Source organism: Bradyrhizobium sp. USDA 4454 (assembly GCF_054822705.1).
Genome location: NZ_JBTRCN010000001.1, coordinates 3729131 through 3755917, shown reverse-complemented (window position 1 = coordinate 3755917; position 26787 = coordinate 3729131). Strand labels below are relative to the sequence as shown.

At 64.9% G+C, this 26787-nt stretch carries 25 protein-coding genes; 15 read left to right on the top strand and 10 right to left on the bottom strand.

Features of this window, described 5'->3' with window-relative positions; genetic code table 11:
* The first annotated feature begins 85 nt into the window (after positions 1-85).
* From ACVIW0_RS17555 to ACVIW0_RS17530, 6 genes are read left to right on the top strand one after another with little or no spacing between them, the layout of a single operon-like run.
* Positions 86-1324, top strand: coding sequence for an ABC transporter substrate-binding protein (locus ACVIW0_RS17555; RefSeq protein WP_461353445.1), 1239 nt, complete (start codon positions 86-88; stop codon positions 1322-1324).
* Positions 1309-2151 carry an ABC transporter ATP-binding protein gene (locus ACVIW0_RS17550; protein ID WP_461353444.1) on the top strand — a complete coding sequence of 281 codons (843 nt, stop codon included), beginning with the start codon at positions 1309-1311 and terminating at the stop codon, positions 2149-2151. The genes ACVIW0_RS17555 and ACVIW0_RS17550 overlap by 16 nt, the downstream gene beginning before the upstream one ends.
* The gene (locus ACVIW0_RS17545) at positions 2144-2872 is read left to right on the top strand and encodes an ABC transporter ATP-binding protein (protein WP_461353443.1); all 729 of its coding nucleotides are present in this window, start codon (positions 2144-2146) and stop codon (positions 2870-2872) included. The genes ACVIW0_RS17550 and ACVIW0_RS17545 overlap by 8 nt, the downstream gene beginning before the upstream one ends.
* Positions 2873-2876: 4 nt before the next feature.
* Positions 2877-3761, top strand: coding sequence for a branched-chain amino acid ABC transporter permease (locus tag ACVIW0_RS17540; protein WP_461353442.1), 885 nt, complete (start codon positions 2877-2879; stop codon positions 3759-3761).
* 7 nt (positions 3762-3768) lie between these two features.
* A complete protein-coding gene (locus ACVIW0_RS17535; protein ID WP_461353441.1) occupies positions 3769-4806 on the top strand; it encodes a branched-chain amino acid ABC transporter permease in 1038 nt (345 codons plus the stop codon).
* A gap of 15 nt (positions 4807-4821) precedes the next feature.
* Complete coding sequence (locus tag ACVIW0_RS17530) at positions 4822-6402, top strand: GMC family oxidoreductase (RefSeq protein WP_461353440.1); 1581 nt, start codon at positions 4822-4824, stop codon at positions 6400-6402.
* A 78-nt stretch (positions 6403-6480) separates the two neighbouring features.
* Here the strand turns inward: ACVIW0_RS17530 and ACVIW0_RS17525 are convergent, their stop codons facing one another.
* Positions 6481-6744 carry a tautomerase family protein gene (locus tag ACVIW0_RS17525; RefSeq protein ID WP_461348336.1) on the bottom strand — a complete coding sequence of 88 codons (264 nt, stop codon included), beginning with the start codon at positions 6742-6744 and terminating at the stop codon, positions 6481-6483.
* 152 nt (positions 6745-6896) lie between these two features.
* Between ACVIW0_RS17525 and ACVIW0_RS17520 the strand changes: the two genes are divergently transcribed.
* Positions 6897-7874, top strand: coding sequence for a GlxA family transcriptional regulator (locus ACVIW0_RS17520; protein WP_461353439.1), 978 nt, complete (start codon positions 6897-6899; stop codon positions 7872-7874).
* Positions 7875-8060: 186 nt separating this feature from the next.
* Positions 8061-9290 (top strand): ABC transporter substrate-binding protein, encoded by a 1230-nt coding sequence (locus tag ACVIW0_RS17515; RefSeq protein ID WP_461353438.1) that lies wholly within the window; start codon positions 8061-8063, stop codon positions 9288-9290.
* Positions 9291-9353: 63 nt separating this feature from the next.
* Here the strand turns inward: ACVIW0_RS17515 and ACVIW0_RS17510 are convergent, their stop codons facing one another.
* The 4 genes from ACVIW0_RS17510 to ACVIW0_RS17495 form a co-directional block, all read right to left on the bottom strand.
* Entirely contained in the window at positions 9354-10406 is a 1053-nt protein-coding gene (locus ACVIW0_RS17510; protein ID WP_461353437.1) for an ABC transporter substrate-binding protein, read from the bottom strand.
* Between the two features lie 84 nt (positions 10407-10490).
* Complete coding sequence (locus ACVIW0_RS17505; protein WP_461353436.1) at positions 10491-12662, bottom strand: hybrid sensor histidine kinase/response regulator; 2172 nt, start codon at positions 12660-12662, stop codon at positions 10491-10493.
* 543 nt (positions 12663-13205) lie between these two features.
* On the bottom strand, positions 13206-14411 hold the full coding sequence (locus tag ACVIW0_RS17500; RefSeq protein WP_461353435.1) for a CaiB/BaiF CoA transferase family protein: 1206 nt from the start codon (positions 14409-14411) through the stop codon (positions 13206-13208).
* Positions 14408-15205: an enoyl-CoA hydratase/isomerase family protein gene (locus tag ACVIW0_RS17495; RefSeq protein WP_461353434.1), complete on the bottom strand. Its 798-nt coding sequence runs from the start codon at positions 15203-15205 to the stop codon at positions 14408-14410. Before ACVIW0_RS17495 ends, ACVIW0_RS17500 begins: the two co-directional genes overlap by 4 nt.
* A 100-nt stretch (positions 15206-15305) precedes the next feature.
* Here ACVIW0_RS17495 and ACVIW0_RS17490 point away from each other — a divergent pair, with 100 nt between their 5' ends.
* Positions 15306-15956, top strand: coding sequence for a GntR family transcriptional regulator (locus ACVIW0_RS17490; protein ID WP_461353433.1), 651 nt, complete (start codon positions 15306-15308; stop codon positions 15954-15956).
* A 1018-nt stretch (positions 15957-16974) separates the two neighbouring features.
* Here the strand turns inward: ACVIW0_RS17490 and ACVIW0_RS17485 are convergent.
* Complete coding sequence (locus tag ACVIW0_RS17485) at positions 16975-17745, bottom strand: gamma-glutamyl-gamma-aminobutyrate hydrolase family protein (RefSeq protein WP_461353432.1); 771 nt, start codon at positions 17743-17745, stop codon at positions 16975-16977.
* A 280-nt stretch (positions 17746-18025) separates the two neighbouring features.
* On the opposite strand from ACVIW0_RS17485, the gene ACVIW0_RS17480 reads away from it, so the two are divergent.
* Positions 18026-19162, top strand: a complete 1137-nt coding sequence (locus ACVIW0_RS17480) for an AI-2E family transporter (protein ID WP_461353431.1) — start codon at positions 18026-18028, stop codon at positions 19160-19162.
* A 40-nt stretch (positions 19163-19202) separates the two neighbouring features.
* Here ACVIW0_RS17480 and ACVIW0_RS17475 read toward each other — a convergent pair whose 3' ends face one another.
* The 4 genes from ACVIW0_RS17475 to ACVIW0_RS17460 all read right to left on the bottom strand — a co-directional run bounded on the left by ACVIW0_RS17475 (position 19203) and on the right by ACVIW0_RS17460 (position 22191).
* Positions 19203-20420 carry a GGDEF domain-containing protein gene (locus tag ACVIW0_RS17475; RefSeq protein ID WP_461353430.1) on the bottom strand — a complete coding sequence of 406 codons (1218 nt, stop codon included), beginning with the start codon at positions 20418-20420 and terminating at the stop codon, positions 19203-19205.
* A 248-nt stretch (positions 20421-20668) separates the two neighbouring features.
* Positions 20669-21145, bottom strand: a complete 477-nt coding sequence (gene rpsI / locus ACVIW0_RS17470; RefSeq protein ID WP_212013477.1) for a 30S ribosomal protein S9 — start codon at positions 21143-21145, stop codon at positions 20669-20671.
* Positions 21145-21609 carry a 50S ribosomal protein L13 gene (gene rplM / locus ACVIW0_RS17465; RefSeq protein ID WP_021079117.1) on the bottom strand — a complete coding sequence of 155 codons (465 nt, stop codon included), beginning with the start codon at positions 21607-21609 and terminating at the stop codon, positions 21145-21147. Before rplM ends, rpsI begins: the two co-directional genes overlap by 1 nt.
* Positions 21610-21762: 153 nt before the next feature.
* Positions 21763-22191 carry a PaaI family thioesterase gene (locus tag ACVIW0_RS17460; protein ID WP_461353429.1) on the bottom strand — a complete coding sequence of 143 codons (429 nt, stop codon included), beginning with the start codon at positions 22189-22191 and terminating at the stop codon, positions 21763-21765.
* A gap of 70 nt (positions 22192-22261) precedes the next feature.
* On the opposite strand from ACVIW0_RS17460, the gene ACVIW0_RS17455 reads away from it, so the two are divergent.
* The 5 genes from ACVIW0_RS17455 (at position 22262) to ACVIW0_RS17435 (ending at position 26740) form a co-directional block, all read left to right on the top strand.
* Positions 22262-23089, top strand: coding sequence for an enoyl-CoA hydratase (locus tag ACVIW0_RS17455; RefSeq protein ID WP_461353428.1), 828 nt, complete (start codon positions 22262-22264; stop codon positions 23087-23089).
* Positions 23090-23196: 107 nt separating this feature from the next.
* Positions 23197-23781 carry a CoA-binding protein gene (locus ACVIW0_RS17450; protein WP_461353427.1) on the top strand — a complete coding sequence of 195 codons (585 nt, stop codon included), beginning with the start codon at positions 23197-23199 and terminating at the stop codon, positions 23779-23781.
* A 149-nt stretch (positions 23782-23930) separates the two neighbouring features.
* Entirely contained in the window at positions 23931-25211 is a 1281-nt protein-coding gene (locus ACVIW0_RS17445; protein WP_461353426.1) for an O-acetylhomoserine aminocarboxypropyltransferase, read from the top strand.
* A gap of 156 nt (positions 25212-25367) precedes the next feature.
* The gene (locus ACVIW0_RS17440) at positions 25368-25772 is read left to right on the top strand and encodes a hypothetical protein (RefSeq protein ID WP_461353425.1); all 405 of its coding nucleotides are present in this window, start codon (positions 25368-25370) and stop codon (positions 25770-25772) included.
* Positions 25773-25786: 14 nt separating this feature from the next.
* The gene (locus ACVIW0_RS17435) at positions 25787-26740 is read left to right on the top strand and encodes an NUDIX hydrolase (RefSeq protein ID WP_461353424.1); all 954 of its coding nucleotides are present in this window, start codon (positions 25787-25789) and stop codon (positions 26738-26740) included.
* Positions 26741-26787 lie beyond the last annotated feature (47 nt).

The window sequence follows — 26787 nt, the reverse complement described above, 5'->3', positions numbered from 1 at the left end:
GCGCCGGAGACGAAGGGTACTGACGATCATGCTTGACCGACGTTCACTTCTCGGCGGCGTTGCCGCCGGCGCAGGTTCAATTGCAATGCTGGCGAGCTTGAACAGTGGCGCGCGCGCCGCGGGCGGCCCGGTCAAGGTAGGATCGGCGTTGCCGATGTCCGGCTTTGCCGCCGCTGACGGCATCGAGTTCAAGAACGGCCTCACGCTCGCCGCCGAAGAGATCAACGCCGCCGGCGGCATCCTGGGACGTCCGATCCAGATTGCGATCGAGGACACTAAGGAGATGGGCGCCGATATCGTCACCCAGGCGATGCAACGCCTGATCGATCGCCACTCGGCCAGCGCGATCATCAACGGCTACAATGTCGGCACCAACATGGTCGAGATGGACGTCGCCGCCGACAACGACGTGATCTTCGTGCACTACAACACGCTGATCTCGCACAACACGAAATTTCTCAGCGATCCGCAGCGCTACTACTCCTGCTTCCAGGGTGATCCGCCCGAGTTCTACTACGGCCCCGGCTTCCTGCTGTTCCTGAAATCGCTGATCGACAGCAAGCAGTGGAACCCGCCGAACAAGAAGATCGCGATCATCCCCTCGGCCAACGAATATTCGATCGTGATCGCCAACGCGATCCGCGACCGCGTCAAGGAATTCGGCTTCGAGCTCGGTCTTTACGAAACCGTGCCCTTCCCGACCAACCAATGGGGCCCGACGCTCGCCAAGCTGCGCCAGGACCCGCCGGCCGCGATCGCGGTGACGCACTTCCTGCCGCAGGATCTGGCGCAGTTCATGACCCAGTTCCTGCCCGAGCCGACCCAGAGCCTGGTCTACATGCAATACGGGCCGTCGCTTCCGGCGTTCCGCGAGATCGGCAAGGAAGCCGTCAACGGCGTGATCTATTCCACCGTGATCGGCTGCCTGCCGGACGAATTCGCCGCGGCCTATCGCAAGACCTATCGCGAGAAGTTCGGCGCCAATGCCGCCTTCATCACGGGCTCGCAGACCTATGACGGGCTGTGGCACTACGCACTGTCGGCCGCGATCGCCGGCGGCGCCAGCGAGCCCAGCAACAAGGAGCAGACCCGCAAGATCTCTGAAGCGATGAAGCGGCTGATCTATCGCGGCGTCAACGGCATCTACCACGCCGATCCGAAGGGCCAGTCTGCCTTCTGCTATCCGACCCAGATCAAGGATCCGTCGCTCGGCATGGCGCACCAGTTCCTGCAACACCAGGACTACCGCACCGATCCCAAGCTGATCGCGCCCGCGCTCTACGCGACGGACACCATGAAGCTGCCGCCGTGGATCAAGGCGTAAAGGCTGACGCGGTGACCTCCCCGGACCAGACGAACGCCCCGCTGCTCGTCTGCGAGGACGTGACCAAGACCTTCGGGTCGCTCCGCGCCGTGGATGGTCTGTCCTTGAGTGTTCGCCCCGGCGAAGTGGTCGGGCTCGGCGGACCGAACGGCGCCGGCAAGACGACGTTCTTCGACGTCGTCACCGCCGTCACTGACATCACCGAGGGCCGCATCCTGTTTGCGGGGCGCGATATCACCGGACTTGCGGCGCATGAAGTGTGCCGCGCCGGCATCGCCCGCACCTTTCAGCTCAACGCGGCGTTCGACAGCCTTTCGGTGCAGGAGAATATCGAGGTCGCCGCGCATTTCGGCGACAGCAATCGCCGCTTCCCGGGCTTTGCGGTCAGCCGGGCCGCCCGGCAACGCGCCGCCGCAGCACTCGATCTCGTCGGTATCGCCGGCCGGCAGCGCATCGCGCGCGACCTGCCGGTGCTCGACCGCAAGCTTCTGATGATCGCGGGCGCGGTTGCGACCTCCCCGCAACTGCTGCTGCTCGACGAACCGGTCGGCGGCCTCAGCCCATCGGAAGTCGATCGCATCGCCGACGTCGTCAGGCGGCTGTCGGCATCGGGCATCGCGATCCTGCTGATCGAGCACGTCATGCGCTTCCTGCTCTCGCTGTCGACGCGCGTGGTGATCATGCACCACGGCAAAGCGATCTTCGAAGGCGCGCCCTCGGCGGTCGCCGATGACCAGACCGTGGTCGAGACCTACCTGGGCAAGGCCGCGACCAGCCGGCTGAAGGCCTTCTTCGTCAAGCAGCCGGAGCTCAGTGCCCATGGCTGAACCGTCCAATTCCCCCGGCCTCGTCGTCAACGGGCTCGTGACCGGCTACGACGGCCGTAATGTGCTGACCGGCGTGTCGCTGTCGCTCGATCCGGGCGAGCTCGTCACCGTCGTCGGCCCGAACGGGCACGGCAAGACCACGTTGCTGCGCGCGATATCCGGCCTGCTGCCGGTGCGCAAGGGCTCGGTGTCGTTGCACGGCCGCATTATCTCCGGCCAGCCGGCGCATCGGGTCGCGGCCAGCGGCGTGATCCATGTGCCGCAGGGCGATCTGTTGTTTGCCGGCATGAGCGTGCTCGAGAACCTGCTGATGGGCGCCTATCTGGATTCCGACCAGGCAGCGGTGGCACGGCGGCTCGATGAGGTCTTCACGCTGCTGCCGAAGCTCGCCGAGCGGCAGACCCAGATCGCGGCCAGCCTGTCCGGCGGCGAGCGGCGCATGGTCGGCATCGGCCGCGGATTGATGATGAAGGGCACGGTGATGCTGATCGACGAACCGTCGCTCGGCCTCGCCCCGATCATCATCGAGCAGATCTACGAGGTGATCGGGCGGTTGAAGGCCAGCGGCCGCACCATCCTGCTGGTCGAGGAGAACCCGGCGCGCGTCGCCGACATCGCCGACCGCATTCACCTGCTCGACAACGGTGCCTTCGTCTGGTCGGGCGAACCATCCGTCCTGTTGCAGCGCGACGAGCTGCTCGCAACCTATCTCGGAGGCTGATCGCGTGGAGATCATAGGACCCGTCATCGTCTCCGGGATCACCACCGGCGCGCTGTACGCGCTGGCGACGCTCGGCCTGTCGCTGGTCTGGGGTTCGCTCGGCATGCTGAACATGGCGCACGGCACGCTGCTGACGCTCGGCGGCTACGCCGCATTCACCGCCGCCAGCCAGCTTGGCTTGCCGGTGCCGCTTGCGGTGCTTGCCGCCGCCGCGGTCGGCGGCGTGATCGGCGCACTGATCTTCATGCTGGTCGCCTACCCGCTGTCGCGCCGCAGCCCGGAGACCTTCGAGACCACCATCATGATCGCGACCTTCGGCGTCGCGCTCACGCTCGAGAATGCCGTGCTGCGGCTCTATGGCGGCCAGCCGCTGGGACAGCCGCTCTCGGTCGGCGGCTCGATCAATCTCGGCGGCTTCGTGCTGCCCTGGCAAAACCTCGTCATCATCGTCAGCGCCATCGCGCTGATGGGGGCCACCGCGCTGTTCCTGACCCGAACCAGGACCGGCCGCGCCATTCGCGCCACTGCGCAGAATCCCGATGCCGCCAAGCTGATGGGCGTGCCGGTGGCGCGGGTCTATCTCCAGGTCCTGATCCTGTCCGGCATGCTCGCCGGCGTCTGCGGCGTGCTGGTGTCGTCAATCACCCAGCTCTCGCCCTCACTCGGCGCCGATCCGATGCTGAAGGCCTTCATCATGTGCGTGGTGGCCGGGCTCGGCAACCTGCCCGGCGCGATCATCACCTCATTCGGCCTCGCCATCGTCGAGGCACTGGTCCAGTTCCTGGCCGGCGCGCGCTGGGGTTTTCCGGCGCTGCTGGCCATCGTGATCCTGGTGCTGATCCGCCGGCCCGGCGGGCTGTTCGGCCGGGTCGAAGTGCGGCGTCTGTGAGGCCGATGTGAAACGCAGTGATCTCGCCCACCTCCTGATCGGTCTCGTCGTTCTCGCTGCGGCGGTTGCGCTGCCGTTCTATGTCGACAGCCGCTACGTGATCGGCCAGATCACGCTCGGCCTGTTCTATGCGATCGTCGCTTCGCAGTGGAACCTGCTGTTCGGCTTCTCGGGCGTGTTCTCGCTGGCGCAGATGGCGCTGTTCGGCTTCGGCGGCTACGCCACCGCGATGCTGTGTTTCTATTTCGGTCTCAACGTCTGGGCCGCGATGCCGCTCGCGGCCATCGCGACCGTGCTGTTCAGCCTGGTGATCGGTGCGGCGTGCCTGCGCCTCAGCGGCGCCTATACCGCACTGCTGACGCTCGCGGTCGCGCAGGTGATGTATCTGTTGATCGTCACCGACACCGACTGCTTCGTGATGGTCGGCACCCAGTGCCGGCAACTGACCGGCGGCGCGGTCGGCTTCGCGCGCTTCGGCGATCTCGGCACCCGCGCGATGTTCAAGGCCAAGTTCCTGGTCGCGGACTACGCGCTGGTGGTGGCGCTGTTCGCGATCACGATGCTGTTCACCTGGGCGATCATCCGCGGCCCGATCGGGCTTGCCTTCCGCGCGCTGCGCGACAATCCCGGCTGCGCCATGGCCCGCGGCATCAGCCGCTTCCAGATGCAATTGCTGGTGTTCGGCCTGTCGGCGTTCTTCACCGGGCTCGCCGGCGGGCTCTATGCCGCGCATTTCAATGCGATCGGCCCCGGCGTGCTGTCGTTCTCGCAGCTGTTCTTCATCATCGCGATGGTGGTGGTGGGCGGCATCGGCCGGCTGTGGGGGCCGCTGGTCGGCGCCATCGTGCTGGTCGCCGCCGACGAGGCGATGCGCGAGATCGGCGAATTCCGCTCGCTCGGGCTCGGCATCATCATCGCCGCCGTGATGGTGCTGATGCCGAACGGCTTGATCGGCCTGTTTGAGAGCATCTGGGACCGCTTGCGCCGGCTGCGCTCGCGCAGTCCCGCGATGACGGCAGAAATATCCGGCGACACGCCGGCGTGACCGATGGAGTGACAGATGTACGATACGATCATCGTGGGCGCAGGTTCGGCCGGCTGTGTGCTGGCCAATCGGTTGTCCGCCGACCCCGCTCGCAAGGTGCTGGTGCTGGAAGCGGGTCGCGCCGCTCCCTTGGCATCGGACATCCCGTCGGACTGGCCGACAATGTTCAACACCGCAGTCGATTGGGGGTTCTACACTGAGCCCCAGGCCGGTTGCCGCGGCCGCCGGGTGTTTTGGCCGCGCGGCAAGATGGTCGGCGGCTCCGGTGCGATGAATGCAATGATCTACATCCGCGGCCTGCCGTCAGACTATGACGGCTGGGAAAAGGCCGGCTGCACCGGCTGGGGCTGGCGCAACGTGCTGCCTGACTTCATCGCCTTCGAGAACAATGCCGACTTCACCGACAGCCCGCTGCACGGCACCAAGGGCCCACTGTATGTCGCCCATGTTCCCTTCGTCGATCCCCATGAGGAGCTCTGGCTGGAAGCGGCGAAGGCCGCCGGTCATGCGCACAATCGCGACTTCAACGGCGCGAGCCAGGAAGGCGCCGGCTTCTTCCAGTTCGTGATCAAGCAGGGCGAGCGGTTCGGCACCGGCAAGGCCTATCTGCGCCCGGCGCTGGAGCGCGCCAATCTGACGGTCAAGACCGGCGTGCGCGTGATCCGCGTGATCGTCGAGAAGGGCCGCGCCACCGGCGTCGACTATCTCGAGAACGGCCAGCTCAAGACCGCACATGCGGCGAGCGATGTCGTGATGTCGTCAGGCGCGATCGGCTCCGCACAGCAATTGCTGCTGTCGGGCGTCGGCCCTGCCGATGAACTGAAGGCCGTCGGCGTCACGCCGGTGCACGATTTGCCCGGCGTCGGCAAGGACCTTCAGGACCACATCAACATTCCCATCACCTTCTACACCAAGGAGAAGATCGGCGTCGGCGCCTGGACCGACGAGAGCCTGGAAGCCAGCCTGAAGGAATGGCAGGACAGCCGCAGCGGTCCCCGCTCCTCGCCCTGGGTCGCCGCCGGCGCCCATGTCCGCAGCCGCCCCGGTGTCGAGCCCGATTTGCAGCTCTATGGCGCCATCAGCCCGCACCGCGACTACGTGCGCTTCCTGTCCTCGAAGCCGGGCATCACGCTGCATTCGACCTTGCAGCGGCCGAACAGCCGCGGCGAGCTGACGCTGCGCTCGGCCGATCCGCTGGAATACCCCGCGATCGATCCGCGCTATTTCTCGTCCGATCCAAGCGGCAGCGACATCGCAACGCTGATCGAAGGCGTAAAGATCAACCGCCGCATCGCGGCGCAGTCGCCGCTCAAGGAGCTGATCGAGGGCGAGATCACGCCGAGCGCGGAGGCGACCAGCGACGCAGACATCGCCGACTACATCCGCGGCCATTGCACGACGCTGTACCATGCGTCCTCGACCTGCCGCATGGGCAATGACGGGATGGCGGTGGTGGATCCTACAACCTTCAAGGTGCATGGCCTCGAAGGCCTTCGCGTCGCCGACGCCTCCGTGATCCCGATCATGATCTCGGGCAACATCCAGACGCCGACGATCCTGATCGCCGAACGCGCCGCCGCCGCGATCGCCGCCTGACCTATCTGCGCCCATCTTCCCGATCGCGCGTACAAAAGGCGCTTCCGGCGGAAGCGCCTTTTGTCGTCGTCGCGGCCGTTACACCTTCACTTTCGCAATCCGCCGCCCGCCGGCGTCAAGCGGCCCGAAATTGCCCGCGATCATGTCCGGTGACGGGATCATGCCGCCGAGCGACCAGCTCGCCGGCTCGCCCTCCTCGATCTTGACCCAGACGTTGCGGCGGAACTCGGGGTTGCCCTGGCCCTCGATCTCGACCATGAGATCGGTGACGCGCTCGAGCATCGCGCGCTTCTGCGCGACGTCAAAGATGCCGCGGACGGTAGAAATGGTGACGTAAGGCATGGTCTCTCTCCAATTGCTGAGGTTGTGACAGCGCCACGAAGATGGACCGGCGGTGGCGCAATCAGGCAGTGGCCGATAAGACAGAGATCGGGCAATATCTGCCATCGCCGATCGTGCCGATCGGGTAGGATGACGGCAGATTCGGAGGTCCCATGAAGCTTGCGATCCTTGCGCTGGAAGGCTGTATGCAATCGGCGGTCGCCGGCATCGCCGACATCCTCACCCTTGCCAACCATGTGATGCAGCTACGCGGCGGCAAGGCGCGCTTCAGCTGGCAAACCCTGTCGCTCGACGGCAAGGCGGTGCGCGCCGGCGGCGGCAAGCTGCTCGCCGTCGATGGCGCCATCGGCAAGCGGATGGCCTGCGATGCGATCATCGTGCCAGGCAGCCTGGTCGACCATCTGACCGCCGAGCGCCTGCAACCGCAATACGACCGCGCCGGCGCCTGGCTGCGCCGGCAACACGCGGGCGGCCGGCTGATCGGCGCGTTCTGCAGCGGCGTGCTGCTGCTCGCCAATGCCGGCCTGCTCGACGGCCGCCGTGCCACCATCACCTGGTGGCTGCAGAGCGAGCTGCGCCGCCGCCATCCCAAGGTCGACCTCGCCGGCGATGCCGTCATCACCCAGGCCGACCGCCTGGTTTGCGCCGCCGGCCCGATGTCGTGGGTCGATCTGCTGCTGCGGCTGATCGAGCTGGTCGAAGGAGCAGAGGTCGCAAAGGTCTGCGCCGACTATGCCGTGATCGACACCGCGCAGCGCACCCAGGCGATCTTCATGCCGCTCGGCTACATGTTCGGGCAGGACCCGCTGCTGATCAAGGCGGACATGCTGGTGCGCCGCGCCGGCAAGGCGCCGGTCACGGTGCGCAGCCTCGCGCATGCGCTGGGCCTGAGCGAGCGCACCCTGAACCGCCGCTTCCGCGAATTGACCCACGAGCCGCCGCAGGCCTTCATCATGCGACGCCGCGTCGAACATGCCCGCACGCTCTTGGAGACCACGGCGCAACCGATCAAGGCGATCGCCCGCGCCACCGGCTACGAGGACGAGAGCAGCTTTCGCAAGGCCTTCCGCAAGCTGACGCTGCTGTCGCCCCAGGCCTATCGCGCGCAGCGCGTGATGCGTGCGGCGTAGCCACGGAGTTTCCCGGAAGATTACGGTCAGCAACACTGACAAACTGCGCGACGTGATGCGACGCGGCACGCACGCTTTGACGTTCGGAATCGACAATGATCGGTGCCGGGTGTTCACTCAGCGGCAAGGCCCCGAAAGCGGTCGCGATACAACAGACACGCTCATTTTGCATTTGGGAGAAACGAAATGTCTTTCGTCGCTCGACGAATGGCGGCGCTTTCGACCGCCATCACTATTATCGCTGTCTGTTCCGGCAGCGCATTTGCCCAGAAGAAATATGACACCGGCGCAACCGATACCGAAATCAAGATCGGCAACATCATGCCGTACAGCGGGCCGGCATCCGCCTATGGCACCAGCGGCCGAGCTCAGGCGGCCTATTTCCGCAAGATCAATGCCGAAGGCGGCATCAATGGCCGCAAGATCAATTTCATCTCCTATGATGACGGCTACAGCCCGCCGAAAACGGTCGAGCAGGCGCGCAAGCTGGTCGAGGGCGACGAGGTCTTGCTGATCTTCGCCGCGCTCGGCACCGCGTCCAACGGTGCCATTCAGAAATACATGAACACGAAGAAGGTGCCGCAGCTGTTCATTCAGACCGGTGCCACCAAATGGAATGATCCGCAGAACTTTCCGTGGACCATGGGCTGGCAGCCCAGCTATCAAAGCGAGGGACGGATCTACGCCAAGCACATATTAAAGGAAAAGCCGAACGGCAGGATCGCCGTGCTCTACCAGAACGACGATTACGGCAAGGACTATCTCAAGGGCCTCAAGGACGGCCTTGGCGACAAGGCGGCATCGATGATCGTTGTCGAGGATGCGTATGAGGTCGCCGAGCCGACCATCGACACGCACATCGTCAAGATGAAATCGATGAATGCCGATGTGTTCGTCGACATCGCCACGCCGAAATTCGCGGCGCAGGCCATCAAGAAGGTAGCCGAGATCGGCTGGAAGCCGTTGCACATCCTCAATTCGGTCGGCTCTTCCCTCGGCGCCGTGATCCAGCCTGCCGGCTTCGAGAACGCGCAAGGCATCATCTCGGTCGCCTATCTGATGGATCCGCTCGATCCGCAATGGAAGGACGACCCCGGCATGAAGGCGTTCGACGAATATCTCGCCAAATACTTCCCCGAAGGCAACCGGGCCGATGGCCTCGTGGTGACGGGTTACAATGCCGCCCAGACGCTGGTTCAGGTGCTGAAGCAGTGCGGCGACGATCTCACGCGCGCGAACGTGATGAAGCAGGCGGCGAACCTCAGGGCTTTCCGCACCAACAACCTGCTGCCGGGAATCACCATGAACACCAGCCCGATCGATTTCGCGCCGATCAAGCAGATGCAGCTCAGACGGCTCAAGGGCGAGCGATGGGAGTTGTTCGGGCCCATGCTCAGCGCGGAAGTCGGAGGTTAGCCGACCGCAGGCCCACCCGCATCGTTGCCCCGGCATCCGCCGGGACGACGAGGTGATTGACGTCTATACGCGAAACAGCTTCGCGTACCTTGCCTTGATCTCCTCGCTCTGCGCCTGCACCTGGGCCGGATCGGCTTTCAGCATCTTCAGTTTGTCGAGCGGCACGTGGCCGGCCTTCTCCTTCACCTTGCCGTGGAACGAGCGGTGCGCGAACTCGTCGGCCAGCATCTGCTGGGTCTCGGCGCTGAACAAGTAGCTCTGGAACAGCCGTGCCGCATTCGGGTTCGGCGCGTTCTTGAAGATGCCGCTCGGCACGATGATCAGCGGCGCGCCCTCGGCCGGATAGACCACCTCGACCGGCTTGCCCTGGTCCTTGGCCAGCACGAGATTGTAGTCGTTGCCGTCGGCCATCACGGCGCGCTCGCCGAGCAGGATCTTCTTCGGCGGATCGGCGGCCGACTGCACCTGCATCACCCGCTGCTGCGAAAGCTTTTCCAGATACGGCCAGCCGAGGTCGCGCGCCAGGACGAAGGTCGCGGTCATGATCGCGCCCGAATAGCCCGGGTGGCCCTTGACGATCTTGCCGCGCCATTTGGGATCGAGCAAATCGGCGTAGCTCTTCGGCGCCTCCTCGCGCTTGACCTGCTCGGTGTTGTAGCCGATCACCTCGAACCAGGCGCAGGACGTCGCCGACGTGCCGTCGGGATCGATCTGGTCGGCGGGAAAATTCCTGGCGACCTCTTCCGGCAGATAGGCCGCGAGCCAGTCGTTCTTCTTCCAGTCGAGATAATGCGCGGGATCGGTCGAATTGGCGACGTCGACGGCATGGATGCCGCTGCCCTGCTCCTGCGCGATGCGCTGGAAGATCCGCTCGGCACCGGAACGTTCGACGCGGACGCTGATCCCGGGATATTTCTGCTCGAGTCGCGCGCGAGCCGTTCGGCGGTGTTCAATTCCAGCGCGCTGTAGAACGAGATCTTGCCTTCCTTCTTGGCCGCCGCGATCAGCTCCGGCGTCACCGCTTCCGCCGGCGGCGCCGCCGCCCGCAACGGTTCGGCGAACACCATGCCGGCCGCGGTCGCGGCCGTCACCTTGAGCCAGTCGCGTCTCGACCATTTGCGGTCCTGCATTCCATGCTCCCCAAAATCGGGCCGTTGACCGGCCGCGCCTTTGTTGCAGGAGCATAGCAGCCTGGGCGTCCTACGTCTTCTCCGGCGGGTTCTCGCGCAGGAAGCGTTCGAGATCGGGCTGCACGGAGTAAGGCTGCGGAACCGGATCGCCCTGGAAGTCGACCTGAAGATCGAGACAGCGCCGCAGCATCCGCGCCAGCTCGCTTCGCCGATACGGCTTGGTCAACAGCGGGATGCCGTGACCGCTGCGGCCCTGCTGTGCCGGCAGCACGCCGTCGCTGTAACCCGAGGTGAACAGCACCCGCAGCGCCGGCCGCCCGACCATCAGCCAATCGGCGAGTTGCCGGCCGTTCATGCTGCCGGGCATCACGATGTCGGTGAACAAGAGATCGAACGCGGTGCCGTGATTGACGATCTCGAGCGCGGCGTCCGCATTCGCGGCCACCAGCACCTTGTAGCCGAGGCTCTCGAGCTGCTCGGTGACGTAGGCGCGAATCGTGGGATCGTCCTCCACGCACAGGATGGTCTCGCTGCCGCCCCTGACCGGCTGATCGTCCTCCTCGGCTGGGCGCGGTGCGACGCCATCGGCCTTGGGCAGATAGATCCTGAAGATCGCGCCGCGTCCCGGCTCGCTCTTGACCTCGATCCCGCCGCCGCTCTGCTTGACGAAGCCGAACACCATGCTGAGCCCGAGCCCGGTGCCCTGCCCGACCTCCTTGGTGGAGAAGAACGGATCGAAGATCTTCTCCAGATGCGACGGCGAAATCCCGGTGCCGGTGTCGCTCACCTCGATCACCAGATGGTCGCCGGCGCGCTCGACGCCGTGCGCCACGGCATCGGGAACGCCGAGCTGGACGTTGCGGGTCGTGAACGTCAGCGTGCCGCCCTCGGGCATCGCATCGCGGGCATTGATGGCGAGATTGACCAGCGCAGCACCTAGCTGGCTGCGGTCGACAAAGGCGAGCCAGGCGCCGCGGCTAAGCTCGGTCCTGATCTCGGTCTGCGAGCCGAGCGTCTGCGATAGCAACCGCACCACCTCGCCGATCAGGTCGTTGACGTCGGTCTCGGCGGGCTGCAGCGGCTGCTTGCGCGCGAAGGCCAACAAGCTCGTGGTCAGCTGTGCGCCGCGATCGGCGGCATCGCTGATCAGCTTGGCGATCGCGGCAAGCTGCGGGTTGTCCTTGACGCCGTCGGCAAGGATCTCGACCGTGCCGGTGATCACGGTCAGCATGTTGTTGAAGTCGTGCGCGATGCCGCCGGTCAACCGCCCGAGCGATTCGGTTCGCTGCGCCTGGATCAACTGCTCCTCGGCGATCCGACGCTGGGTGATGTCGCGCACGAAGGCATTGATGACGTAACCGTCGCCGCGCCTCAGCGCATTGAGCGACACCTCGACGAAGAACCGGTGTCCGTCGCGGTGCACGGATTCGGACTCGTACCGCATTCCCATGCCGCCGCCGGCGGTCTCCTGCAGGAATCGGGCGATCCGCTGCCGGTGCGCATCCCGAAGCTGCTCCGGAAACACCAGTTCCACCACCCGGCAGCCGACTGCCTCGGAGCGCGTCCAGCCGGTCAGCACCTCGGCCTGCGGGCTCCAGTCGAGCACGATGCCGTCCTGATCGGTCTGGACGAAGGCGTCGAGCGCGGTCCTGATGATGGCCTGCGCCATCTGCTCGCTGTCGACCAGCGCCTGATGCGCCCGGCGTTGCGCGGTCACATCGTGCAGCACCGCCACCGCGCCGCGCAGCTTGCCGGCGTCGTCGCGCAAGGGCCTGGCGTTGGCGACGATGCAGACCTCCGGATCCGGCGACAAGGGCCTGACGATCAGCTCGAAATCGTCGACGTCATCGCCGCGCAACGCGCGCGCCACCGGTGTGTCCGAGATCGGCATCACGGTCGTACCGTCGGGAAAATAGTTCTGGAAGCTGCGAACCCCGGTCAGGGTGTCGAAGCCGGGCTCGACCTTGTACAGCCGCCGCGCCGCGGCGTTGGCGATCACGACCACCCCATGCTGCTCGACGACCACCACCGGATCGCGGATGCTCTCGATGGTCTTCTCCAGCAGGTTCTGCCTGCTGCCCAATTGCGCCGACAACTCGGCAAGCGTCGCGGCGAGCCGCGCGGCCTCGGGATTGCCATCGGGGCGGATCGGCGCCGGCTCGCCACGCGACAGCGTCTCCGCCGCCCGTGTCATCTGGGCGAGCGGCTCGGACGTTGACCTCGCAATCCCCTCAGCACTCATCAATACCACCGCAACCACGCCACCCGCGAGCCGGATGCCCGGTCAGGTGACGCCATGGATGAAGCCCAGCGCAAGCAGCAGCACGACGACCGGAAGCATCATCCCGGCCGCCAGACGGCCCGACAAATCCCGACCAACTCATCGCGAGCCGCTGCACCGGAAATTGGAAAAGGAAAACAGTGTCAGAAAAGACGTTCGCGCCGGGGCAATATCGGGTGGCTTACCCCTTTGCTTAGCCGAGTCCGGCCCGCCAATCCGCCACTTTCGTGTCCGTATAAGTACGGAGAAAACCCGCAAGCATGCGCGCATGCCGGATCCATCGGTTCAAGCACGGGGCGGATCGGGTCGATTGAGGGGATTTTCGCGTGGTCCGCCGGCCCTGCTCAGGCGACGGCGGAGACCTTCACCAGCTTGCCGGAGCGAACCTCAGCCGGCCTCCTCCAATGCGCGTCAACCCCGAAGTCACAAAAAGCGGCGCGCTCGATCAACGCCGCCTGAACTCCGATCGCCGCATGAGTGCCCGCGGCGATGTCGCGGAGCCGATCAGGCGAGTCCGAGTTCTTGCAGGAGAGCGTTGCGATCGGCATCGAGCTCTGGCGCAGGCCGATAGTCTGCGAATTGTTCGCCGGCGAACCGGATGGGACAGGCAGCGGTTTTCAACACCATGCCCCCGGAAGCCTCCAACGGGACGAACATGTCGCGCGCATTGAGCTGCGGATCACGCAGTACGCCGGCGATGTCGTTCATCGGTCCGCAGGGAATTCCGGCTTGCGTCAGGATGGGGAGCCATTCCTCGGCGGTTCTGGCTGCCAGCGCCTCTTCGATCCGCTCGGCGAGAGCACGATGATGTTCGCATCGCGACGAATTGGAGAGGAATCGCGGATCGGCTTTGACGTCCTGCATCTGCAGCACATCGCAAAGATCTCTGAACTTCCGGTCGTTGCCGGCGGCGATGATGAGATGCCCGACCTTGCTCTTGAAGACGCCAAATGGCGTGATAGAGGGGTGCCTCGAGCCGATGGGCCCAGGAAAGACTTGCTCGACTTGATAGCGGACAAGGGCATTCTCGAGCAGAGAGATCTGCGTATCGAGCATGGAAATATCGACGTGCTTACCGCGACCGGTGCGGGCGCGCTCGATCAACGCCGCCTGAACTCCGATCACCGCATGAGTGCCCGCGGCGATGTCGCCGATCGATACTCCGACGCGCGTCGGCGGGCCTCCCTCCTCGCCCGTCAAGCTCATGACACCGCCCATGGCCTGAACGACCATGTCGTAAGCCGGCAGTTCGCGGTAGGGCCCGGTCTGACCAAAGCCCGATATCGACGCCAGAACCAGCCGGGGAAAGCGCGAGCTGAGCGCCTCCCAGCCGTAGCCGAAACGGTCCATGGTACCGGGCGTAAAATTTTCCGCGAGGACATCGGCGTCCAGCAATAGTCGCTCGAATATCGCGCGGTCGGCAGCATCCTTGAGGTTCAGCGCGATCGATTCCTTGCTTCGATTGATCGAGAAGAAATAGCCTGAACTCGGCAAGCCATCGGCGTTCGAGATGAAGGGGCCGATGTGCCGCGCGTCGTCGCCGATGCCCGGCATCTCGACCTTGATGACCCGCGCGCCGAGATCCGCGAGCATCATGGTGCAATACGGTCCGGCCAACACGCGGGTGAGATCGATCACGATCAGTCCAGCGAGTGGCCCCTTTGACCGCGGCTTCAGCGCGGACGCCGGTGGTGAGTGAGGTCCGGTCATCGGCCGTCCAGGTCGGCGCCGAAGCGCGGGGGGCGCTTTTCGGCGAAAGCCGCGCTGCCCTCGCGCAGCTCGGCGCCCACGAGGCTGTCGCGGTAACGCTGATCGGCAGCAGCACGATCGAACGAGTTTCTGGCGATCTCGTTGATGGCGCGTTTCATGCCCCGCATGGCGGCCGGCGCATTGGCAGCGAGAACAGAGGCGAGCTCCTTCACGCGCGCATCGAGGCTGCCCGCAGGAACGGCTTCATCCAGATAGCCGATGCGCAGCATCTCGGCTGCGTCCAGTTTCAGGCCAGTGAGGAACAGCTTCTTTGTCGCCGCTACGCCGAGGCGCGACGCAAAGCGCATGAGACCGCTGCTGTAATAGTGAAGGCCGAGGCGCGCGGCCGGCATGAACATCTCGCAACTATCTACGCCGATCCTGAAATCGCAGGCGAGCGCAAGATCGGTCGCGCCGCCATAGACTCCGCCGTTAAGTCTGCAGATGGTCGGTATCGTCAGCGTTTCGAGCTGATCGACGACGTTCTCAAAACCGGAAGCATGAACATCTTCCTTGGACGACACTCGCACAGCGATGTCTCCGAGGTCGTATCCGGCGCTGAACGCGCGTCCCTCACCGGTCAGGATGAGAACTCTCGCACCTGCCGTCGCAATGCTGGCGAAGTGGCCCGACAACACGGCGAGATCGGCTGCGGTGATCTTGTTCATCTGCCGCGGGCGATTGAGCTGGATCGTCGCGGTAGGCCCATCCGTCTTCAGCAAAGGGGCGCCGCTCAAATCCACGGAAGTCGTCATCAGCGTTTCCTGTTGTCTTCGTTCTTTGCCCGGATTATATGTATTTCTTTAAAAGGTCTACGTATACATAAAGGCGTGAGCGTATACATAAGGGCAGCCAATGCGGGTTCGCGTCTCCGATGAGCTTTGTCGCCGGATCGAAAGCGATATCGCCGAGGGACGGCTTCTCCCGGGCGACAAGCTGGACGAGCAGAGCCTCGCCAGACGCTTTTCGGTCTCGCGCACGCCGGCGCGGGAAGCGCTGCTTCGCTTGGCCAATGAGGGTCTCGTCAAGTTCAGGTCGCGCCAAGGCGCAACCGTCGCGAGCATGACACCCCAGCGGGCGATCGGCATGGTGGAAATTCTCACTGCGCTCGAAGCGGAGGCTGCAGGTCTCGCGGCGCGCAGAATGACTGTCGCCGAACGAGCCGGCCTGCGTGAGATACACGAGCAGTGCGCACAAGCCGTGCACACCAGCAACACGGCGCGCTACGTCGAACTCAACACCGCATTTCACCAAGCCATCTACGCTGGCGCACGCAACACGCCCTTGGCCGATCTCGTGACTGAAACTCGCCTTCGGATGCGGTTCTTCCGGCATCAGAGCTTGTCGCGACCGGCTCGCCTGGCGGCATCATTCGGCGAGCACGCTCTGATCGTCAGGGCGATTGAAACAGGGAGCGAAAGCGAAGCACAGCAATCGATGCGCGCTCACATCATCGTCGGAGGCAACCTCTTTGCCGACATGGTCGCTTCCATCAAGTCCGAGTGACGGTCCCGCGCCCCGCGCCTAGCTCGAAACTATCGAATATCTTCTCTGTCGATGCAGATGAAGTACGGAACGCTCGCGAACACCGGAATCCAGGTATCCCGAATTACGTGGGGTGTTCGAGCACGGTAAGCGAGGAATTTCGGTTACCGCCTCTGCATCGACGGGCAGTGTCCCCTTGCGCGCGTGCCACTGAGTTGCCACGTCGCAAGCCGCAACCTCCTTCGTCATTCCGGGGCTCGCGAAGCGAGAACCCGGAATCCATCGGGCCGCATCACGTGTGGTGAAATGGATTCCGGGCTCTCGCGGAGCCTGTCATCGGGCCGCGCTTTGCGCGGACCCGTTGGCGCGCCCCGGAATGACGAGGCGGAGAAAGCGGCGGGCCCATACATCTGAGTTGCCCGACGGCGCAAGCCCCCTCGATGAAAATATTTCGCTTTATCCGAAGCGCAACTCGGTGTATGAATCTCCCGTCTCGCCCGGCACGAGGGGCGCTTCGCGGTCGTCACGAACGCGGGTCGAGATGCGGTGGACGCCGATTGCGCAGTCGACGAACGTGCATGAGGCGGACGGCGAAATCGTGCAGGCCTGACGCCCTAGCGGTAGGTGTCTCTTCCGATTGCGCAAATGCGCGTCGCGAAGACGGTGACAACAAAGCCAAGTCTCGCCGGGGAGAGCACGTATAAGCCGTAAGCCATCGCGCAGGGAAAGCCGGATTGCTCCGGTTACACCTGTGGTCCTACCCCCGAGCTTTCTACCCCATTGCTCGGGGCCCATGGGTGCGATCGGCACCCGGCTTTCCCTGCGCCCTCACCAACGGAGAGGGCGGAAAGAAAGAGCAAAGCTCGGACCAAAGATGTCGCGAGAACGCGGACGTATGACCAAGTCAGTCCCGTCATCCCCGCGCAAAGGCAAAGCCTTTCATCCTTCGAGACGCCGCTTCGCGGCTCCTCCAGCGACAAAGGCAAAGCCTTTGCGCCGAGATGACGGGATTAAAGTAGTGACAAGCCGATATGCCGCCCTACGCCGCCCGCCGCCGCTCGCGCAGCGCGTCGCCGAACGCCTCGAACAGGGCGCGGTTGATCGGGTTGCGCTGCGGATCGTATTCGGCGTGCCACTGCACGCCGAGCGCAAACCCCGGCGCGTCCGCAATGCGGATCGCCTCGATGGTGCCGTCCTCGGCAATGCCCTCGATCACGACGCGCTTGCCGGGCTCGAGGATGCCCTGGCCGTGCAGCGAATTGACCCGGATGGTGTCGCGGCCAAGGATTTTTGCGAAGGTGCCCCCCGGCGTCAGCGCGACGTCGTGACGGTCGGCGAACACCACCGTCGGATCGGGATGGATCTCGCCGTTCTCGAGCCGCGGCATGCGGTGGTTCATGCGGCCCGGAATTTCGCGGATCTCGGGATGCAGCGAGCCGCCGAACGCGACATTCATCTCCTGCAGGCCGCGGCAGATGCCGAAGATCGGCACGCCGCGCGCGACGCAGGCCTCCGACAGCGCCAGCGCCACGTCATCGCGATGGATGTCGTAGGGCTCGTGGGCGGCGCAAGGCTCGGTGTTGAAGCGGGTCGGATGGACGTTGGCGCGGGCTCCGGTCAGCACGACCCCATCGACCACGTCGAGCAAGGCGCCGACGTCGGTGATTTCGGGGCTGCCCGCGAACATCAGCGGCACCGCACCCGAGACCTCGGCAACCGCGCGCAGGTTGCGCTCCCCGACCATCTGGACTGTGAAACGATTTTCGATGCGATGGGCGTTTCCGATCACGCCGACCACGGGCCGTCTCATTATTGGGGTCTCGCGCAATGATTCTTCTAAGTTTGCGTCGTTGCGGAGAGGATCATGCCTTCGAGTTCCCGCCGGATCAACCGTCTATTCCTGCACAGGGGGGCTTGCAGTCCTGCACAGATTGGCGCCCCGGCGGGCCGAACTCCGGCCGGACGCCCGGCAGATCGTCCCCGTCACGACGGGGCGTCAGCGGCAAACCGGCATGGCCGGCCCAGCTTGATCCCGGTGGGATTTTCGCCAAAGACTGCTCCGGACACCGTCCGTGAAGGGGGAATCACCCGTGACTGACTCGGCTGACAATCGCCTGCAGGCCCGCAACGACCTGGCGTGGGCGATCGCCGTCGGCGGCATCGGCATCGTGCTGTTCGCCGCCCTGCTGCTGTTCGCCTGGCAGTTCGCCGCGACGCTGTTCCTGCTGTTCGCGGGCATGCTGCTCGGGGTCGGCCTCAATGCCATGACCACCCTGCTCGGCCGGCTGACCGGGCTGCCGCACGCGCTGCGGCTTGCGATGGTCTGCCTGGCGATGGCGGGACTGTTGTCCGGCATTGTGTTCCTCGGCGGCACCACCATCGCACAGCAGGCCACGGTTCTGAGCAACACGATCAAATCGCAGCTCGGCAGCGTCAAGGAATTCCTCGAGCAGCACGGCGTCGATACCAGCTATCTCGATTTCACCAATGCCGCCGGCGAGGCCAAGGGCGAAGGCACCGCGGTGGCGACGACGACCCCGGCGGCGTCCCAGTCCCATGGCATCCCCGGCGCCGGCGCGCTGGCCTCGAGCGGCGGCGCCATCATCAGTCAGACGCTGAAGGTCCTGCTCGGCACCGTCAGCGTCGTCGGCAACTTCTTCATCGTGCTGTTCCTCGGGCTCGCCTTCGCGGCACAGCCCGGCATCTACCGCGCCGGGCTGTTGTTCATCGCGCCGGCCAAATACCGCGCGCAGGCGACCATTATCGTCGACCGCATCGGCGAGACGCTGGAGCGGTGGCTGATCGCCCAGATCATCACCATGGCGGCGGTCTTCCTGGTCACCTGGATCGGGCTTGCCATCATCGGGATTCCGAGCTCGTTCATCCTGGGCATCCAGGCCGGCCTGCTCGCCTTCATCCCGACAGTCGGCGCCATCCTCGGCGGGCTGATCGTGGTGCTGGCGAGCCTGGCGACCGGCTGGATCGCGGCGCTGTCGGCCTTCGTCCTGTTCCTCGGCGTGCACGCGCTGGAAAGCTACGTGCTGACCCCGATCATCCAGCGCCAGGCGCTCGACATTCCGCCGGCCACACTGTTCGCGTTCCAGATCCTGCTCGGGGTCGTGTTCGGCGTCTGGGGTCTGGCGCTGGCGCTGCCGCTGATGGCGATCGCCAAGGTGATGATCGATCACTTCAAGGCAGAGGATCAGGCACCTGCCAAAGCCGCCTAAATCGGCCTCAGGTGGTCAGCACGACCGGTTGTTACCGCACCTAGACCCGCACGGTCGCGGGCTTCTGCCGCGCCGCTGCGGGCAGGCCCGCCGTCTTGCGCCGCCAGTTCTCCAGCGACAGCGGCAGCTCCTCCGCCGCCTCGACGCGGTTGCGGCCGCCGCGCTTGGCCTGATAGAGCGCGGTGTCGGCCGAGGCCAGCAGCACCTCGAGCTCGGTTCCGGCGGGACCACCGGCGACGCCGATGCTGACGGTGGTTTCGACCGCGCCTTCCTCGCAGCTGATGTTGCTGTTCGCGAAGGCTTCGCGCACGCGCTCGGCGACCAGGACGCCCTCCTCCAGCGAGCACGGCAGCAGCGCCGCGAATTCCTCGCCGCCGATCCGGCCCGACAGATCGCTGATCCTGAGATTGTTGACCACGACGGCGGAGAACAGTTTCAGGATCTCGTCGCCTGCGGGATGGCCGAAGCGGTCGTTGATCGACTTGAAGTGATCGAGGTCGAAGATCATCACCGTGACCGGCCGGCCGGCGACGGCCTCGCGCTCGATGACCCGCATGCAGGCCTCGGTGAAGCCGCGGCGATTGAGCATGCCGCTCAACGGATCGATCGACGCCGCCGTCTTGTGCACGGCCACCGCGCGGTCCGACACCATCATGAAGATCACGAACACCGTGCCGATCGCGTACAGCACGAGTTCGATCGAGAACAACGTGACCCAGAAGCTGGAGACGACATTCTGGCCGTTCAGGCGCAGCAGGTCGCCGACCAGGATCGGCAGCATCAGGACGCAGCCATGGGCGACCGGGATCGCGATCGCAATCCAGCGCCGCTGCATCGCACGACGGCGCTCGCTCCACAGTTCGGAAGCGGTGAGCGCCGCGTAGATCGCGACGATCGCGGCGCCGATCGTCAGGCGCATCGCCGGATCCTGCACCGTCGTCACCGCGCCGATCCACGCGATCGGGCCGAGCAGCAGGCCCGGCAGATTGGCCTTGCGGCCGTGGAAAATCCGCGCGGCGTTCCAGACCATGCCGCAGGCGGCTAAGCCGATCGCATTGAGGCCCAGCAGGACCATCGGATCGAGCATCGCGCTGCCGACCGTCCACAGCGCGACCGAGGCCGCGCCGAGCAGATAGGCGGTGCCCCACCATTTCAGCGCGGGAATGTTCTCCTGCCTGCCGAACAACCACAGCATGGCGCCGAGCATGCCCGCGACCATGGTGGCGAACAAATAGAGCGTCGATGGATCAAACGACATAAACTCACCCCAGCCCGGTGTGATGCAACGTTCGCAGGCGCAATTAATACGGTGATGCAGCGCCAGTGCGAGATCGCACGCTAGAAGGCCCGAGTTCCAATTTCGTTTGCACGCACACGCAAGTTTTCATGAAAAACTGCGTCAATTCGCGTTGAAGCGCGCGGCATTGAACGCAGCAAAAAGGGCGCCTCGCGGCGCCCTCTGCAACTCGATGCTCGCGGCAATTGCCGCGAATTTTACAGCTCGAATTAGCGCTTCGAGAACTGGAAGGACTTGCGGGCCTTCGCCTTGCCGTACTTCTTGCGCTCGACCGAACGCGAGTCGCGGGTCAGGAAGCCGCCCTTCTTGAGGACGCTGCGCAGCTCGGGCTCGAAGTTGGTCAGCGCCTTCGAAATGCCGTGGCGGACCGCACCGGCCTGGCCGGACAGACCGCCGCCGGCGACGGTGCAGATCACGTCGTACTGGCCGTTGCGGGCGGCAGCGACCAGCGGCTGCTGGATCATCATGCGCAGCACCGGGCGGGCGAAGTAGACTTCGAACTCGCGGGTGTTGACCGAGATCTTGCCCGAGCCCGGCTTGACCCAGACGCGGGCGACCGCGTCCTTGCGCTTGCCGGTGGCGTAGGCGCGGTTGAACTTGTCGACCTTCTTGACGTACTTCGGCGCGTCGGGCGCGGCCGGCTTGACCTGCGAGAGCTGGTCGAGGGACTGCAACGTGTCGGACATTATGCGGCCCTCGTGTTCTTGCGGTTCAGGGAAGCGATATCGACCTTCTCGGGGCTCTGGGCCTCATGAGGATGCTCGGCACCCGGATAGACGCGCAGATTGCCCATCTGCATGCGGCCGAGCGGACCGCGCGGGATCATGCGCTCGATCGCCTTCTCGACGACGCGCTCGGGGAAGCGACCCTCGAGGATCTGCTTCGCGGTGCGCTCCTTGATGCCACCGATGAAGCCGGTGTGCTTGTAATAGGTCTTCTGGTCGCGCTTGCGGCCGGTCAGCACCACATGCGCGGCGTTGACGATGATGACGTTGTCGCCGCAATCGACATGCGGGGTGTAGGTGGGCAGGTGTTTGCCGCGCAGGCGCATCGCGACGAGCGTGGCCAGACGACCGACGACCAGACCCTTGGCGTCGATCACGACCCACTTCTTCGTCACTTCGGCGGGCTTGGCCGAGAACGTGCTCATGTGTGAAATCCGTGAAAAAGAAATCGGCGCCGTATGCGCCGAACTGGGTCGGTTTCTAGAGAAGCCGCGGGCGCGCGTCAACGCCGACGCAAAGGAATTACGTCAGCAAAAACAGTAGCTTGTAAATATGGTGTAATAATACCGTAAAAAAGCCTATTGATTTGGAATGGAATAGGTCGCCGTGACATGGGCAATCGGATCGGGCGAGGTGCCGGACAACAGGTTCACCTCGCCGACCGCAAGCCGCTTGCCGAGCTTGAACAGCTTGGCGACCGCAAGTACGTCCTGCCCCGGCTGGCCCTTGCGCAGGAAGTTGATGTTGAGGTTGGTGGTGACTGCAAGGCCGATCGGTCCGATCGCCGACAGCAGCACCACATACATCGCGAAATCCGCCAGCCCCATCAGCGTCGGCCCCGACACCGTGCCGCCCGGCCGCAGCATGCGCTCGCTGAAGGCCTGGCGCAGCAGCGCCGTCTCGCCATCGGCGCTCTCGATCCTGATGTCGTCGTAGGCGAACGCCTGCGGAAATTCCCTGCGCAGGAACTCCTCCAGTTCAGCCACGCTCATTTTCGCAATCGCCATGCAGTCCCTGCCCTCGCGTCTGCCTGCCTGTTACATTAAGTTGTCATACAGACCAAAGTGGAATTTCACCATGTCCGCCCAAGCCGCCCGCGCGAAAGCGCCGCAACATCAGCCGATCCTGCTGCGCGACACCGTCGGCAGTATCGCGCTACTGACGCTCAATCGGCCGGCGGCGCGCAACAGCCTGTCCGAAGGCCTGATCGGCGAACTCCACGCCGCGCTGAACGAGATCGGCGGTGACAAGCGCATCCGCGCCGTCGTGCTCGCCGCCAACGGCCCGGCGTTCTGCGCCGGCCACGACCTCAAGGAGCTCACCGCGCGGCGCACCGATGCCGACCGCGGCCGCGCCTATTTCGCTCAGATCATGAACGCCTGCAGCGCGATGATGCAGGCGATCGTGCATCTGCCGAAGCCGGTGGTGGCATCGGTCCAGGGCATCGCGACCGCGGCCGGCTGCCAGCTCGTCGCCAGCTGCGACCTCGCGGTCGCTTCCGAGGCGGCGGCGTTTGCGACGCCGGGTGTCGATATCGGGCTGTTCTGCTCGACGCCGATGGTGGCGCTGTCGCGCAACGTGCCGCGCAAGCAGGCGATGGAGATGCTGCTGACCGGTGAGCCGGTCTCCGCGGCAACGGCGCAAAGCATCGGCCTCGTCAACCGCGTGGTGCCGGCAGGCACCGAACGCGACGCCGCGATCGCGCTGGCCGAGAAGGTCGCGCTGAAATCGGCCTACACCGTCAAACTCGGCAAGGAGGCGTTCTACCGCCAGGCCGAGATGAACCTCGCGGACGCCTATCGCTTCGCCGCCGAGGTGATGACCGAGAACATGATGGCGCGCGACGCCGAGGAAGGCATCGGCGCCTTCATCGAGAAGCGCGATCCGAGGTGGCAGGATAAGTGACGACCGCAGGTCGTCATTCCGGGGCGATGCGAAGCATCGAGCCCGGAATCTCGAGATTCCGGGTCTGGTGCTAACGCACCATCCCGGAATGACAAAGCGGAAGAAAAATGAACCACGACGCCTACGACGACAACTACATCCGCAGCATCCTGAACAGCGTCAAATCGATCGCGATGGTCGGCGCCTCGCCGGTCAATGTGCGGCCGAGCTATTTCGCCTTCAAATATCTGGCGCAGCGCGGCTACGACATGATCCCGGTCAACCCCGGCCATGTCGGCAAGACGCTGATGGGCAAGCCGTTCGTCGCCTCGCTTGCGGACATCGATCGCCCGATCGACATGATCGACATCTTCCGCAATTCGAGCCACATCATGCCCGTCGTCGACGAAGCGTTGAAATTGTCGCCGCCGCCGAGGGTGATCTGGATGCAGCTCGGCGCGCGCGACGATGCCGCGGCCGAAAAGGCGGAAGCCGCGGGCCTCAAGGTGGTGATGAATCGCTGCCCGAAGATCGAGTATGGCCGGCTGTCGTCGGAGATCTCCTGGATGGGCGTCAACTCGCGGACGCTGAGTTCCAAGCGTGCACCGATCCCGACGCAGGGCATGCGGCTGTCGCTCAACCGCACGAGCTTTGGCGGCGGCCAGACTGCGGCATCCGACCGCGCGGCGAAAAACAAGACCGAGACGACCTGAACATCGCGGCGGAATGATCGTTCCGCTCGGCCGGTATGGCGCCGGATGCCTTTCCAGCAAATGGCGGCGTCCCGAACGCGCTTGACGGCGGGCAGCGCCACCATCAGCATGCCGCGCATTTTCGACCAGGCCACAACAGGACACCAAGAATGACCGATCGCCTTCCGGGATTTTCCACCCTCGCCGTGCACGCCGGCGCACAGCCTGATCCCACCACCGGCGCGCGGGCGACGCCGATCTACCAGACCACGTCATTCGTGTTCAACGATGCCGATCACGCCGCGTCGCTGTTCGGTCTGCAGGCCTTCGGCAACATCTATACCCGCATCGGCAACCCGACCAACGCCGTGCTCGAGGAACGCGTCGCAGCGCTCGAGGGCGGCACCGCGGCACTCGCGGTCGCCTCCGGTCACGCGGCGCAGCTCGTGGTGCTGCAGCAGCTGCTCAGGCCCGGCGACGAAATCATCGCCGCGCGAAAACTCTATGGCGGCTCGATCAACCAGTTCACCCACGCCTTCAAGGCGTTCGGCTGGAACGTGGCCTGGGCCGATCCCGACGAGATCGAAAGTTTCGAGCGCGCGGTGACGCCGCACACCAAGGCGATCTTCATCGAGTCGATCGCCAACCCTGCCGGCAGCATCACCGATATCGAGGCGATCGCCGCCGTCGCGCGCAAGGCCGGCGTACCGCTTATCGTCGACAACACGCTCGCCTCGCCCTATCTGATCAAGCCGATCGACCATGGTGCCGACGTCGTCGTGCACTCCCTGACCAAGTTCCTCGGCGGCCACGGCAACTCGCTCGGCGGCATCATCGTCGACGCCGGCACCTTCGATTGGTCGAAGGACAACAAGTACCCGATGCTGAGCGAGCCGCGCCCGGAATATCACGGCATCCGGATCCAGGAGACCTTCGGCAATTTCGCCTTCGCAATCGCCTGCCGCGTGCTCGGCCTGCGCGACCTCGGTCCCGCACTGTCGCCGTTCAACGCCTTCATGATCCTGACCGGCATCGAGACGCTGCCGCTGCGCATGCAGAAGCACTGCGACAACGCCAAGGCGGTGGCGGAATTCCTCTCCACCCACCCCGCCGTGTCGGCGGTGAATTATGCCGGCCTGCCCGGTGACAAATACAATGCCCTGCAACGCAAATATGCGCCGAAGGGCGCCGGCGCGGTGTTCACCTTCAGCCTCAAGGGCGGCTACGATGCGGGCGTCAATCTGGTGTCGAATCTGAAACTGTTCTCACATCTCGCCAATGTCGGCGACACTCGCTCGCTGGTGATCCACCCGGCCTCCACCACCCACAGCCAGCTCGACGACGCCGCCAAGGTGAAGTCCGGCGCGGCGCCCGACGTGGTGCGGCTCTCGATCGGCATCGAGGACAAGGAAGACCTGATCGCCGACCTCGACCAGGCCCTGCGCGCCTAAATCCAGCAGAAATGCCCGAGCGGTGCGCCGCATCGCTCCGGCAATCATGCCCAAACAACAGTTCTCTCGTTAACGCTTAATCCCGACAGGTCTCTCGTTAACGCTCAATCCGGCATAAAGGCAGTGATAGGCTCCGGATGATTCGGGAGACCATGGATGCTGCGCTGGATATTGCCGCTCGCGATCGCGCTGTTTGCGATATCGCCTGCTGACGCCGCCGACGGCCCTGTCGTCGCCAAGAGCCCAACCGTCAAGGCAGCACGCCAATTGCCGGCCGGCCTGCCGCGGCGGCACTACGCCTACCACACCACCATCACAGGGCCGACCTATGTGCGGCGCGGACGCCAGCTCGTGGTCGTCGAGCCCGCGGTGATCCCGCTCAATTCGGAGCCTTACATCCCGTATATGCCGGGTGAACCGCTGCTGCCGGGATCGTCGTCACTGCCCGGCTATTACGGCAACTGGCATTCCTACAACTATTACGGCCCCTATTACGGCGGCGCCTATGTGACCTACTGGGACCGCCTGCCCTACGCCTGCGGCGTCTACGGCTATTGCTAGCCCGGGACGAACGCGTGGCCAGATCGCCGCAGAAGAAAACCAGCACACCGGCTTCCGGAAACGCCGTCACCGCCGACCTTGTCGCGGTGCTGGTCGCCGTCACCGACGGCACGCCCAGGATCATGACCATCGCCGGCGGTGCCGCGCTGCCGAGCGGCCCGTTCGAGTTCACCCACCGCTCACTGCAGACCGCGCTGCGGGCCTGGGTCGAGGCGCAGACCGGCCATCCGCTCGGCTATGTCGAGCAGCTCTATACCTTTGCCGACCGCGGCCGCTCCGGCGACGCCAAGGGGCCGCACAGCGTCTCGATCAGCTATCTCGGCCTGACCCGCGAGGACCGGGTCGGCGAAGGTTTCGAGGCGCATTGGTCGGGCTGGTACGACTACTTCCCCTGGGAGGATCATCGCGCCGGCGCGCCTTCGTGCCTGGCCAAGATCATCGCGCCGAAGCTGAAGGCATGGGCAAAGGCGGCGCCGTCACCGACACTGCAGCGCGAGCGCTGGCAGCGCTGCGCCATCACCTTTGGCCTCGACGATCGCCACTGGAACGAAGAGCTGGTGTTGCAGCGCTACGAGCTGCTCTACGAAGCGTCGCTGATCCCCGAAGCCGACCGCGCGCGCGATGCGACCGTAGTACCCGGCAAGCCGATGACGGCGGACCATCGCCGCATCCTCGCGACCGGGATCGCGCGGCTACGCGCCAAGATCAAATACCGTCCGGTGGTATTCGAACTGATGCCGGCCGAATTCACCCTGCTGCAACTGCAACGCAGTGTTGAGGCGCTCGCAGGCCGGCTGGTCCACAAGCAGAACTTCCGCCGGCTCATCGAGCAGCAGGAACTCGTTGAAGAGACAGGCGCAATGGCCGCCGATACCGTCGGACGGCCGGCCAAGCTGTTCCGCTTCCGCCATGCCGTATTGGCCGAACGGGCCGTCGCCGGGACCAAGCTTCCGCTGTCACGCACTTGACACGCCTTATGCTCAGGATAAGTATAAGCCATCTTATGCTCATGGAG

Bases quoted from the DNA above. Each gene is read 5' to 3' on its own strand.
- ACVIW0_RS17515 (WP_461353438.1), top strand. From the start codon at position 8,061: ATGTCTTTCGTCGCTCGACGAATGGCGGCGCTTTCGACCGCCATCACT.
- ACVIW0_RS17530 (WP_461353440.1), top strand. From the start codon at position 4,822: ATGTACGATACGATCATCGTGGGCGCAGGTTCGGCCGGCTGTGTGCTG.
- ACVIW0_RS17555 (WP_461353445.1), top strand. From the start codon at position 86: ATGCTGGCGAGCTTGAACAGTGGCGCGCGCGCCGCGGGCGGCCCGGTC.
- ACVIW0_RS17475 (WP_461353430.1), bottom strand. From the start codon at position 20,420: ATGTCGTTTGATCCATCGACGCTCTATTTGTTCGCCACCATGGTCGCG.
- ACVIW0_RS17495 (WP_461353434.1), bottom strand. From the start codon at position 15,205: ATGACGACTTCCGTGGATTTGAGCGGCGCCCCTTTGCTGAAGACGGAT.
- ACVIW0_RS17460 (WP_461353429.1), bottom strand. From the start codon at position 22,191: ATGGCGATTGCGAAAATGAGCGTGGCTGAACTGGAGGAGTTCCTGCGC.
- ACVIW0_RS17500 (WP_461353435.1), bottom strand. From the start codon at position 14,411: ATGACCGGACCTCACTCACCACCGGCGTCCGCGCTGAAGCCGCGGTCA.
- ACVIW0_RS17485 (WP_461353432.1), bottom strand. From the start codon at position 17,745: ATGAGACGGCCCGTGGTCGGCGTGATCGGAAACGCCCATCGCATCGAA.
- ACVIW0_RS17505 (WP_461353436.1), bottom strand. From the start codon at position 12,662: ATGAGTGCTGAGGGGATTGCGAGGTCAACGTCCGAGCCGCTCGCCCAG.
- ACVIW0_RS17510 (WP_461353437.1), bottom strand. From the start codon at position 10,406: ATGGTCGAGACGCGACTGGCTCAAGGTGACGGCCGCGACCGCGGCCGG.
- ACVIW0_RS17545 (WP_461353443.1), top strand. From the start codon at position 2,144: ATGGCTGAACCGTCCAATTCCCCCGGCCTCGTCGTCAACGGGCTCGTG.
- rpsI (WP_212013477.1), bottom strand. From the start codon at position 21,145: ATGTCCGACACGTTGCAGTCCCTCGACCAGCTCTCGCAGGTCAAGCCG.
- ACVIW0_RS17520 (WP_461353439.1), top strand. From the start codon at position 6,897: ATGAAGCTTGCGATCCTTGCGCTGGAAGGCTGTATGCAATCGGCGGTC.
- ACVIW0_RS17440 (WP_461353425.1), top strand. From the start codon at position 25,368: ATGCTGCGCTGGATATTGCCGCTCGCGATCGCGCTGTTTGCGATATCG.
- ACVIW0_RS17490 (WP_461353433.1), top strand. From the start codon at position 15,306: ATGCGGGTTCGCGTCTCCGATGAGCTTTGTCGCCGGATCGAAAGCGAT.
- ACVIW0_RS17455 (WP_461353428.1), top strand. From the start codon at position 22,262: ATGTCCGCCCAAGCCGCCCGCGCGAAAGCGCCGCAACATCAGCCGATC.
- ACVIW0_RS17525 (WP_461348336.1), bottom strand. From the start codon at position 6,744: ATGCCTTACGTCACCATTTCTACCGTCCGCGGCATCTTTGACGTCGCG.
- rplM (WP_021079117.1), bottom strand. From the start codon at position 21,609: ATGAGCACGTTCTCGGCCAAGCCCGCCGAAGTGACGAAGAAGTGGGTC.
- ACVIW0_RS17445 (WP_461353426.1), top strand. From the start codon at position 23,931: ATGACCGATCGCCTTCCGGGATTTTCCACCCTCGCCGTGCACGCCGGC.
- ACVIW0_RS17450 (WP_461353427.1), top strand. From the start codon at position 23,197: ATGAACCACGACGCCTACGACGACAACTACATCCGCAGCATCCTGAAC.